The organism is Moorena sp. SIO4G3 (assembly GCF_010692305.1).
Lineage (GTDB): Bacteria > Cyanobacteriota > Cyanobacteriia > Cyanobacteriales > Coleofasciculaceae > Moorena > Moorena producens_A.
In genome coordinates this window covers 17240-27564 of the sequence record NZ_JAAHIG010000091.1, presented here as the reverse complement: position 1 = coordinate 27564, position 10325 = coordinate 17240, and the positions used below count along the sequence as shown (strand labels likewise).

The following is a 10325-nucleotide window of genomic DNA, read 5'->3' as shown; positions in this document are numbered from 1 at the left end:
TGACTGGAGGTCAGACGTGGGCGCTGCCGATGGGGAGATGAAGAGATGGGGAGATGGGGGGATGGGGAGATGGGGAGATGGGGAGGTGGGGAGATGGGGAGATGGGGAGATGGGGAGATGGGGAGATGGGGAGATGGGGAGATGGGGAGATCAGCAACTGGCTCCCCAAGACGGCGCTATCTCCGGACTCCGGACTCCCGACTCCGGACTCCGGACTCCCGACTCCCGACTCCGGACTCCCGACTCCGGACTCCCCACTTTGAAGCTCCCTAAAACCAATAATGACTAACCACTAACAAATTTCTTGATCTGTTCCAGTTTGTCTTTGTAGGGAGCATAGCGCAACTGCAAATCCAGCCAGAAGGACTTCTTCAGCACGCTTTTTTGGTGAGAAAAGGTATCAAAACCAGCTTTACCATGATAAGCACCCATGCCACTATCACCAACTCCACCAAATGGTAGGGAAGGAACATTTAGATGCATAACTGTTTCATTCAAGCAAACAGCACCAGCAGAGGTCTGTTGCAAAACCTGCTGTTGCTTTGATTTGTCTCTGGAGAAAAAATATAGGGCTAAGGGTTTTGGTCTTTGGTTAACTATCCCAATCGCTTCATCTAAATTACTGTATTCAATCACAGGTAGAATCGGACCAAAGATTTCCTCTTCCATCACTTTATCCTCTAAGGAAATATTGTCGATGACCGTGGGAGCAATATAGCGGTCTTCTGCATTAGTTTGTCCACCAATTATAATCTCACCATCCTTGAGTAAGCTACTCAAACGCTGATAATGTTTATCACTGATAATCCGAGCATAATCTGGACTTTTGGCGGGATCGTCTCCATAAAATTTATGGATACAAGCTTTGATTTCCTGGAGTAAATCAGATTTAATCTCCCGATTGACGAGCAGATAGTCTGGTGCAACGCAGGTTTGACCGGCATTGATAAACTTACCCCAAACAATTCGTTTTGCTGTAGTCTCTATCGGCACATCTGTCTCCACAATGCAGGGACTTTTACCCCCCAACTCTAGGGTGACTGGGGTTAGGTGTTTGGCAGCAGCAGTCATGATAATTCTGCCAACTTGGGTGCTGCCGGTGAACAAGATATGGTCAAATTTTTCTGCTAACAGTTCCTGACTGGTTTCTACTCCCCCTTCCACTACAGCAATATAGCTAGGGTCAAAGTTTTTCTGGATAATCTCTGCGATCGCACCAGAGGTGTGAGGGGAGATTTCAGAGGGTTTGATCACGCAACAGTTTCCGGCTGCGATCGCACCCACTAAAGGCGCAATCGCTAGAGCAAATGGATAGTTCCAGGGACTGATAATCAGTACTACTCCCAAGGGTTCGGGATAAATTTGACCAGAGCCTGGAAAATTTGCCATTGAGACCGGGACTCTTTTGGGCTTGACCCAGGATTTAATATGCTTGAGGGTGTGATCAATTTCCTGCACCAGGATAATTTCGGTAGCATAAGATTCAAATTCCGCCTTGTGCAGGTCGGCTTTCAACCCTTCTAAAATGGCAGTATCATTTTCTAAAATAACTTGCTTGATGCGCTTGAGTTGGGCGATCCGGAATGCCACATCTTTGGTTTTACCGGTGCTGAAAAAATTGCGCTGCTGAGCCAAAATATCTTTGACTTGACTGGTTTGTAGTTCAAGCATCTTAAAATTTAACCCCTGAACGGAAAAAAAAAATCATTTTCTTCTGGTTCAAGGTTAGCAATTATTTGATAGGATAGTTTATTGCTAAATACTTGCAAGAGTTGAGCGTAGGGTGGGTTAGGCGGGGAGTACTTTAAAAGCTCACCTTTGAAGAGAGCTGTCCGCCGTAACCCACCAATATTAAGCAACTCATCGCTGTCTATACATTTACTGTATAAACAGCCTCTGAGTTCAGCTCCTTGAAAACATTCCTCAAAACAATCATTTGCCTGAAAACTCCCGATGCCACTAAAAATTTCAGCACTATTGAGCGGTAACAAACCATGGCATCGTCTGGGTTTGCCTGGTTGGACAGTCTCGGTAATTGCGATCGCACTCCTAATTTGCGCACCAGTCCTATTTGTGCTGGGCAGTATGTTCTCCGATTCTTCGGAAGTATGGAGTCATTTAGTCTCCACTGTCTTAGGCAGTTACATTGCCAACTCCGTTTGGTTAATCCTAGGTGTAGGTAGTGGAGTATTAATCCTTGGGGTCTCAACAGCATGGCTAGTAACCATGTGTCGCTTCTGGGGAAGCCGGGTGTTTGAATGGGCGCTACTACTGCCTCTGGCAGCACCAGCCTATTTACTTGCCTATACTTACACCAATATGCTGGACTTTTTTGGACCGGTACAGACCTGGCTGCGGCAGCTGTTTGGCTGGACTAGCGTGCAGGATTATTGGTTTCCCAATGTCCGGTCTTTGTGGGGTGCGATCGCAATGTTGTCTTTAGTGCTGTATCCCTACGTTTACCTGATCACCAGGGTAGCGTTCCTAGAGCAATCCGTGCGTACCCTAGAAGCTGCTCGTTCCCTCGGATGCAGCCCTTGGCGTGGCTTTTTCACCGTCGCTCTACCCCTAGCCAGACCGGCGATCATGGCAGGTTTGGCCTTAGCACTGATGGAAACCCTAAGCGACTTTGGCACAGTAGAGTATTTCGGTGTCAATACCTTCACTACAGGGATATATCGTACCTGGTTAGGCATGGGTGAGAGGTCAGCCGCTGCTCAACTAGCCGCCTGTTTACTACTATTCATAATTGTTTTAATTGTACTGGAACGCTGGTCTCGTAAGCAATCTCGCTATTATGAGACTGGCAGTAGTTACCAACGAATCAAGCCATTTTCACTAACTGGGGGCCGAGGCATCCTCGCACTGTTAGCCTGTTTCCTTCCCATTGCTCTTGGATTTTTAGCACCCGCAGCATTTTTGCTGCACATGACCATTAAAAATGCTGAGGAAACCTTAGATGATAATTTTTTGCAGCTAGCTACAAATAGTTTACTATTAGCAATTACAACAGCTGCGATTGCCATGGTATTAGCATTAGTCATGGCTTATGGGCAACGTCTAGTGCCCAAACTAGGGATGCGCTTAGCAGTACGCACTGCTGCCATGGGTTACGCTATCCCTGGTTCAGTGATTGCAGTTGGTGTCTTAATGCCCTTAGGTCAGTTGGACAATACCATTGACAGCTGGATGCGGGCAACCTTTGGCCTATCCACCGGTTTACTTTTCAGTGGCACCATCATTGCTTTAGTATACGCCTATCTTGTGCGCTTCCTAGCAATTTCATTCAATACCGTTGAATCCAGCTTAGGTAAGATCAAGCCTAGTTTAGATGATGCCTCTCGCAGTCTCGGTTATGGACCTACGCTTACCCTAATTAAAGTTCACGCCCCATTAATGTGGGGAGGATTGTTGACAGCAGCCATGTTGGTGTTTGTGGATGTGATGAAAGAGTTACCAGCAACTCTGATCATGCGACCGTTTAATTTTGACACCCTGGCAGTAAGAGTTTACCAGTATGCCTCCGATGAACGATTAATACAGGCATCAGCACCAGCCTTAGCCATTGTTTTAGTAGGAATTATTCCAGTAATTTTATTAAGTTTAAAGATTGCTAAGTCTCAGGGATAGATAATAATGCATAATTTAGAATTTAGAATTTAGAATTTAGAATTTAGAATTTAGAAATGTTGAAGGTGATTTTACAGAAGTAAGGAGTCAAAATAGGTCAAGGTTAATGGTGTTGGAATCAAAAAAATTGGCTCTTCCGTAAAAAAGGATGCTAATTACGGCAGAACCACTATAGTATTTATCAATTCAGTTAGGACAAAGTTCTGGGTTTTAGGAAGCTCGGCGCTACTCCCGACTCCCTACTCCCTACTCCCTACTCCCTAAGACGAAAGTACTTCACCTAATTCAGAACTGCTAGACCCAACCAGCAATATCCATCAGTTGAACTGCTGTAGCACTATTAGGCCCATATTTGGAAACACTGGTTGGATCTTCCTTGAAAGGAAAACCAAAGCCCGCAAGTACCGGATCAATCGGTGTTCCAGGAACCACTGGATATTCGCTATTAGCTTGAGCAAAGAAGGTCTGAGCCGTAGGGCTAGTTAGATACTCTAAGAACTTGATAGCATTTCCTGGATTAGGAGCTGTTTTCACCAAGCCGCCACCACTGATATTAATGTGGGCACCCCGGTTTTGCTGATTGGGGAAAAATACACCAACTTTCTTGAATATCGCCTGCTTGGCAGGGTCATCGGATTTAATATAGCGAGGTAGATAATAAGTATTTGCGATCGCAATATCCGCAATCCCAGCAGCAACCGCTTCAATTTGGGCTCGATCATTACCCTGAGGCTTGCGAGCAAAGTTACCCACAAAGCTCTCGACCCATGATTTTACTGCTGGTACACCCAGGCTGGCAATCAGTGACGCCACCAGAGACTGATTATAGACGTTGCTCGATGAGCGGATAGCAATGCGACCTTGCCATTTGGGATCAGCCAGATTTTCGTAAGTTGACAGATCCGCAGGGTTAACTCTGTCTTTGTTATACATAATCACCCGCGCTCGCTTAGTGAAGCCAAACCAGTGATTGTCAGGGTGTCGTAGGTTAGCGGGAATCTTGGAGTTGAGTTCCGATGAATTAACCGGGGCAAAAATGCCAGCCTGGTCAGCTTTCCACAGACGACCAGCGTCAACAGTGATTAAGACATCAGCTGGGCTATTCGCCCCCTCACTTTTAATCCGTTCTATTAATGGATTTGCTTTCCCCTCAATCAGATTCACTTCAATACCAGTGATGCGGGTGAAGTTGTCGTACAAGTCATCATCGGTCTTGTAGTGACGAGAGGAGTAGACATTGACTACCTCATTCTGGGCGGCTGCTCTACGAGGTTTACCCAGTTCACCTAAGGTGTAAGCCGCCATGGCTGTACCACCTGCTAGTAAGATATTTCTTCTGTTGATGTTCATCAGCAACTACTACTTTCTCTCCTTAGGGTTGTCGCTAAATCTGTGCAGTAGGTATGGTAATCCAACACCTGAGTTACCATACCTACTACTATCGCTATAAATTATCGATTAGTTTGTAGATTTTGTAAACTACCTCAGGCGGTCGAATGCCAGATAAATCCTTTCAATTACCTGATTTGACTATATACTTGACCCTATAGTAGATGTAATGGTCAGTGTGTAGAAGAGGAACTTTACTCATTATACTAGAATGTTTTTAATGGCTAATCAGAAATTTATCTAAAAATTTTCCAGAGGAATAGAGCGGAAAGTTATAGGGCTGCGCGCAGCAGGGAACTTCAGCCCTTAGGAAACAAAGACTGGAAAAGCTTGTCATATAAAGGGTTTAGCCATTATTCGTGCCTTTGATTTGGCAAACCCCTTACCAGCATTGGTACAATTGATAAGATTTAGCGGCTACTGACTACTGAGGGAGTCGGGAATCGGGAGTCGGGAGTCGGGAATCGGGAATCGGGAGTCGGGAGTCGGGAGTCGGGAGTCGGGAGTTGGGAAGAGAAAATAGTCCTTAATCCTCAGGTGGGCAGTGCCTAGCAACCTGCATTGTCAGCTTGGTGAATCTGTCTGCGACCCTGCCCACCCTACAGGAACTTTAAACCCATAATTTTTGGTAATCGGGAACAGCGGATCTGGGAACAGGGAACAAAATTATCACAATTACTAGACGGATTGCTATTAGCCTTTTAAGGCAAAATGCAAAATGAAAAATGCCATGGTCAAGAGTGGTTTAAGCGATGCATCGCTTAGTCTATCAATCCTATGTTTACATCTCAAATAAAAATGATATAGCGTTTTTCCTATAAAAATGCTATAGCGTTTTTCCTAGCTATGAGGTACACAGAATTTTTGCCCTATTCCCTATTCCCTGTTCCCTATTCCCTGTTTCCTATTCCCTACCAAAACATCCAGGTGAGAGCCTCGTGTCTTTAGACCGAGGGTGAAACAGAGCGACTGGATTGATCCAGTCGTATCCTGAAAAAGGTAAACTTTAGTCTTTAACCTATGCTATGATATCTATAAGGAGGTGATAAATGTACAAAACAATTCCATTGAAAGCGACATTTTCAGATGAAGAAAACGCTTTTTGGCTATTTCAGTGCAACCAGGCTAATAGTTTATGGAATTGTGCGGTATATTACGCCAAACAAAAACATTATATTTGGCTTGAACAACAACCAGAAGCTTTTACCACTTACTGGAGAGAGGACAATCTTAGGTACGGCTGGAAAACGTATAAATGCAGTACAAAATACGCTGAGTTGTGCAAAGAACTCAAAGAAAATCCCCACTACAAAGCTATGGCTGCCCAGTCCGCGCAGCAAACGTTAAAATCTATAGCAGAATCAATCAGCAGTTATAACCAATTGGTTGGACTGTATTATAAAAGCCAAGTCGATAGACCAAGACTTTTAAGGTATAGAAAGAAAGGTGGTCTAGCTGCTGTTACTTTTCCCCGACAAGCTTTAACTTACAAAAACGGTTTATTTTACCCATCTATTAGCAAAGAAACCAAACCAGAACTTTTAACAGAAATATCTTTAGAACCCCCAGAGTTTATAGATCCAGACTGGGTTAAGGAGGTAACTGTTCGTCCTAATCTGGGACAATTATGGATTGACTGGGTAATTGATGACGGGAAACAACGAATTGAGCATAATCCTAACCTGGATTATGCACAGGCATGGAGTTTCGATCATGGCGGCGACAACTGGCTAACTGGAGTTTCGACCCATGGAAAGAGTCTGATTATTGATGGTCGTAAGCTCAAGTCAATGAATCAAGGTTATGCCCGTCTAGTGGCAAAATACAAAGCCGGAAAGCCTGATTTTTACTGGGATAGCAACCTTGATTCGCCGTTCGCGTAGCGTGGCCTGAGGCCTCAGGCGACGCTACGCGAACGGATTCAGCGAAAACGCAACAATCAAATCCGAGATGCGATCAACAAAGCGGCTAGGTTCATTATCAACCGCTGTCTCAATGATCGCATTGGAAACTTGATTATTGGTTGGAACGAGCGTCAAAAAGATTCATCAAATATGGGGAGACGAGGGAATCAGAACTTCGTAGTTATCCCCACCAAGAGAGTGATCGAAAGACTGAAGCAACTCTGCTTAGAATATGGAATAAAATTAACGATTACCGAAGAAGCGTATACCAGTAAAGCGTCTTACCTTGACGACGACAGCCTCCCATTTCATGGTGAAAAACCCAAAGGATGGAAACCGTCTGGGAAAAGGGTAAAACGTGGTCTGTACAAGTCCTCCAAAGGTCACCTGGTGAATGCCGATTGCAACGGAGCCGCAAATATTGCAAAAAAAGTAGCTGCACAGTTAGGAATTGACCTAACCAAGGTAGGTAGGGGATCATTGGCAGTCCCACACCGATACGATCTGTTCAAGTCTGTGTCTAGATCGTACAGGAAAAGGAGTGAAGTCGCACGGGTTCACCCTGCGACGTAACAACCTTTAAGAATCCCTCGTGCTTCAGCTGGGGGAGATGTCAACTATTTCGTGAGCGCTGCCCTATAACCCGTCGCCGAGTCTGAAACCACATAGAAATACCTGTAATTGCCAAGGTTAATAAACCAAAGGCATTGAGAAACGGATAAATCATTTGTAAGTTAATAGCACCAAATTTTCCTTTGTGCAGATCCAAAAGCCAAATAAATTCACTACTTTTATCAGTAAGAACTGCCACCTGAAATAAGGAACCGGTAATCACAGTCAACAACACTGGCAATATCATAATTGGGGCAAACCAAGCGTGCAATTGACGTAAACGGAATCTATTAATAGCCATAGTAATTATCAATTATCAGGGCACTTTAAGTACAAAAATCTGGGTTGTAGGGAGCAGGGAGCAGGGAGCAGGGAGCAGGGAGCAGGGAACAGTTAAGAGGCAAGAGGCAAGAGGCAAGAGGCAAGAGGCAAGAGGCAAGAGGCAAGAGGCAAGAGGCAAGAGGCAAGAGGCAAGAGGCAAGAGGGACAAAATAATGTGTACATCATAGCTATGATCAAGGCTATATTAGATTAATATAAGAGTAAGATAAATTCTATAGGGTACCTAAATGAATTGTGATAATTGTTGATTCCCTACTCACTACTCCCTACTCCCTACTCCCTACTCCCTACTCCCTACTCCCTACTCCCTTTTCTATGGGAATAGTATTAAAACAATGGTTGCCAAGTTTTGCCGCTATCTTTGGATTGTAATATCCCATTCTTATCATTAGCAGCGTATAAGAATTCGGGATTAGACGGGGCGATCGCCATATACAAAAATAAGTCTCCTGTTTCTGAGCTTATGGCTTCCCAAGTCTTACCCCCATCGGTACTTTTAAAGAATCCTCCGGAGTCTTCTGAAAGAATGTGAAATCCATAAATTACTGTCTTTTCTGCTTCGGATTTCAGAGCCAGACTAGCAACCAGGGACTCTTGAGAATTGGGGACTAAAATCCAGCTTTTTCCACCATCCCTACTCTCAAATAATCCCAGAGTTGTAGCGGCAAATAGGTGCTCAGGATTGCGCGGGTCAACTACTAAGTTATGGGGAATATCCTCCAGTCCCTGCCCTGGTAATTGATTCCAGGTTTTGCCACCATCTTTTGAACCCAACAACCCTTGTTTTCCAGAAACCGCCCATCCATAAATTACCTTCGGGTTAGCTGGTGCGATCGCTAAAGTCAGAAAGTCTACCCCGAGCAGGGATTTGAGCTGCCATTGTTGCCCTTTATTGTAGCTAGTCAGAAAACCGAGCTTGCCTCCCGATGGTGGATGTAAGCTAGCATAAAAGCGTTCGCTATCCTTGGGATGAGCCACAAAGCTGGTGAAATTAGAACGAGTTTTGCCAACTTGCAGCCATTTCCCTGCCTCAGAACGCTGCAATAAGCCATGATGGGTGGCTACGTAGAGGATTTCCGGATTCTCTGGACTAACAGCCATAGCGTGAATATTAGTCTTCTGCCACCACTTCTCAGGAGCATCACTAAGAATAATGTTGTTATTGGTGACATCATTGGTCACTCCTGTTATGGTTGACTGAGTGATATTAGTTTTAATTGTGGTGGGTTGACAACCCATCACCGTAATAGCGACAATACTGTAAATAAACCAATTTTTAACCATATCGTTTATCTCTACATTCATCTATACATCAATTGCTTGATTGAAGCGGGTACAAGTGGCCCTACCACCAGTAATCCTAAGATGAATTCTCCCAATCCCAGGGTTGGACTGGTAATTTCTGTTCTGGTAGTTAACGTTTTACTATCCACTGTTGCTGCTTCGGAAACTGTAGCGGTTGCCACAGGAAGAGTTATTGCTACTGATACCGATTCTAGACCAAGCTGCTTTGATGGTGATGGCGTAGTTGCTGCTTCTGGGGTTTGTTTAGCTATGGTTGTTGCTGATAATCTCCGGTTTGGGCAAGCAAAGGTTCTTTAATGTATTATAGGTCTGGTGTATAACTCCATTATTTGGGAGTTGTCGGTCAGGAGTGGCGAGCTACAATATCTTAAAATATTAGTTAGACATTCTTTGTCTTTCTGTATCCCTTAGGATACAAGCCATGATCGAAATCCGGCAGACCGAAGCTTATTCCAAGTGGTTCAGTGGCTTGCGCGATCGACAAGCAAGGGCACGTATTGATATTCGTATTCGTCGTTTGTCGATGGGCAACCCCGGTGATGTGAAACCAGTGGGAAGAGGAGTTTCGGAACTGCGTATTGACTATGGACCTGGCTACCGAGTGTATTTCGTGCAGCGCGGGAGTACCTTGATAATCCTCCTTGCTGGTGGTGACAAGCGCACCCAAGACCGGGATATCAAGACAGCCCTAGATCTAGCACAAAAGTTATAGGAGATGGTCATGACCAACATCAAAACCCATCCCTGGGATGTGGCAGAACATCTGGAGACAAAAGAAGATATGGCTGCCTATCTCGAAGCTGCTCTTGAAGATGGGGATCCTGCCTTGGTAGTGGCTGCTCTACGGGATATTGCTCGTTCCAAAGCAATGACACAAATTGCTCGCGAAACGGGTCTCGGCCATGAAAGTATTGATCAGGCGTTGTCGATGGAAAGTAATCCAGAGTTAGCAACTGTTCTAAAGGTAATACAGGCACTTGGTCTACGGTTGCGGGCTACTCCGATATGAAGTATTGCATTTTTGTTGTTGTGTCTTTTGACTAAGTTAGAACGTTTCTTCCTAGACCAATTGGTAACCAAGTTACTCAGAAAAGATTTCAAAATTAAGAATTATATCCAGTAGGCATTTCAAAATAAGATGGG

Annotated in this window: 11 protein-coding genes and 2 pseudogenes; 7 read left to right on the top strand and 6 right to left on the bottom strand. The window is 44.6% G+C overall.

Annotated elements, in window-relative coordinates; genetic code table 11:
* Positions 1-289 (top strand): annotated as a pseudogene (locus F6J99_RS17810) (hypothetical protein); the annotation flags it as partial.
* Here F6J99_RS17810 and F6J99_RS17805 read toward each other — a convergent pair.
* A complete protein-coding gene (locus tag F6J99_RS17805) occupies positions 286-1671 on the bottom strand; it encodes an aldehyde dehydrogenase (RefSeq protein WP_293114062.1) in 1386 nt (461 codons plus the stop codon). The pseudogene F6J99_RS17810 and the gene F6J99_RS17805 overlap by 4 nt on opposite strands.
* Positions 1672-1953: 282 nt before the next feature.
* Here F6J99_RS17805 and F6J99_RS17800 point away from each other — a divergent pair, with 282 nt between their 5' ends.
* Positions 1954-3630, top strand: coding sequence for an iron ABC transporter permease (locus F6J99_RS17800; RefSeq protein ID WP_293114061.1), 1677 nt, complete (start codon positions 1954-1956; stop codon positions 3628-3630).
* A gap of 294 nt (positions 3631-3924) precedes the next feature.
* Here F6J99_RS17800 and F6J99_RS17795 read toward each other — a convergent pair whose 3' ends face one another.
* Together F6J99_RS17795 and F6J99_RS17790 are read right to left on the bottom strand one after the other, a co-directional pair.
* Positions 3925-4980 carry a Fe(3+) ABC transporter substrate-binding protein gene (locus tag F6J99_RS17795; protein ID WP_293114060.1) on the bottom strand — a complete coding sequence of 352 codons (1056 nt, stop codon included), beginning with the start codon at positions 4978-4980 and terminating at the stop codon, positions 3925-3927.
* A gap of 456 nt (positions 4981-5436) precedes the next feature.
* The gene (locus F6J99_RS17790; protein ID WP_293114059.1) at positions 5437-5574 is read right to left on the bottom strand and encodes a hypothetical protein; all 138 of its coding nucleotides are present in this window, start codon (positions 5572-5574) and stop codon (positions 5437-5439) included.
* Between the two features lie 494 nt (positions 5575-6068).
* Here F6J99_RS17790 and F6J99_RS17785 point away from each other — a divergent pair.
* Positions 6069-7496 (top strand): annotated as a pseudogene (locus tag F6J99_RS17785) (transposase).
* Between the two features lie 40 nt (positions 7497-7536).
* Here the strand turns inward: F6J99_RS17785 and F6J99_RS17780 are convergent.
* Both F6J99_RS17780 and F6J99_RS17775 read right to left on the bottom strand, forming a co-directional pair.
* The gene (locus tag F6J99_RS17780; protein ID WP_293114058.1) at positions 7537-7836 is read right to left on the bottom strand and encodes a PepSY domain-containing protein; all 300 of its coding nucleotides are present in this window, start codon (positions 7834-7836) and stop codon (positions 7537-7539) included.
* Between the two features lie 15 nt (positions 7837-7851).
* Positions 7852-7995, bottom strand: a complete 144-nt coding sequence (locus tag F6J99_RS17775) for a hypothetical protein (protein WP_293114057.1) — start codon at positions 7993-7995, stop codon at positions 7852-7854.
* A gap of 116 nt (positions 7996-8111) precedes the next feature.
* Here F6J99_RS17775 and F6J99_RS17770 point away from each other — a divergent pair, with 116 nt between their 5' ends.
* A complete protein-coding gene (locus F6J99_RS17770) occupies positions 8112-8249 on the top strand; it encodes a hypothetical protein (RefSeq protein WP_293114056.1) in 138 nt (45 codons plus the stop codon).
* Here F6J99_RS17770 and F6J99_RS17765 read toward each other — a convergent pair.
* Positions 8205-9182, bottom strand: coding sequence for a F510_1955 family glycosylhydrolase (locus tag F6J99_RS17765; RefSeq protein ID WP_293114055.1), 978 nt, complete (start codon positions 9180-9182; stop codon positions 8205-8207). The two genes, F6J99_RS17770 and F6J99_RS17765, sit on opposite strands and share 45 nt — an antisense overlap.
* A gap of 60 nt (positions 9183-9242) precedes the next feature.
* On the opposite strand from F6J99_RS17765, the gene F6J99_RS17760 reads away from it, so the two are divergent.
* The 3 genes from F6J99_RS17760 to F6J99_RS17750 all read left to right on the top strand — a co-directional run bounded on the left by F6J99_RS17760 (position 9243) and on the right by F6J99_RS17750 (position 10191).
* On the top strand, positions 9243-9479 hold the full coding sequence (locus F6J99_RS17760) for a hypothetical protein (RefSeq protein WP_293114054.1): 237 nt from the start codon (positions 9243-9245) through the stop codon (positions 9477-9479).
* Between the two features lie 124 nt (positions 9480-9603).
* Positions 9604-9894: a type II toxin-antitoxin system RelE/ParE family toxin gene (locus tag F6J99_RS17755; RefSeq protein WP_293114053.1), complete on the top strand. Its 291-nt coding sequence runs from the start codon at positions 9604-9606 to the stop codon at positions 9892-9894.
* A 9-nt stretch (positions 9895-9903) separates the two neighbouring features.
* Positions 9904-10191, top strand: coding sequence for an addiction module antidote protein (locus F6J99_RS17750; protein WP_293053072.1), 288 nt, complete (start codon positions 9904-9906; stop codon positions 10189-10191).
* The last annotated feature ends 134 nt before the right edge of the window (positions 10192-10325 follow it).

What these genes read in the sequence shown, in the direction of transcription:
- F6J99_RS17805 (WP_293114062.1), bottom strand. Translation starts at nt 1,671, where the DNA reads ATGCTTGAACTACAAACCAGTCAAGTCAAAGATATTTTGGCTCAGCAG.
- F6J99_RS17800 (WP_293114061.1), top strand. Translation starts at nt 1,954, where the DNA reads ATGCCACTAAAAATTTCAGCACTATTGAGCGGTAACAAACCATGGCAT.
- F6J99_RS17795 (WP_293114060.1), bottom strand. Translation starts at nt 4,980, where the DNA reads ATGAACATCAACAGAAGAAATATCTTACTAGCAGGTGGTACAGCCATG.
- F6J99_RS17780 (WP_293114058.1), bottom strand. Translation starts at nt 7,836, where the DNA reads ATGGCTATTAATAGATTCCGTTTACGTCAATTGCACGCTTGGTTTGCC.
- F6J99_RS17765 (WP_293114055.1), bottom strand. Translation starts at nt 9,182, where the DNA reads ATGAATGTAGAGATAAACGATATGGTTAAAAATTGGTTTATTTACAGT.
- F6J99_RS17760 (WP_293114054.1), top strand. Translation starts at nt 9,243, where the DNA reads ATGAATTCTCCCAATCCCAGGGTTGGACTGGTAATTTCTGTTCTGGTA.
- F6J99_RS17755 (WP_293114053.1), top strand. Translation starts at nt 9,604, where the DNA reads ATGATCGAAATCCGGCAGACCGAAGCTTATTCCAAGTGGTTCAGTGGC.
- F6J99_RS17750 (WP_293053072.1), top strand. Translation starts at nt 9,904, where the DNA reads ATGACCAACATCAAAACCCATCCCTGGGATGTGGCAGAACATCTGGAG.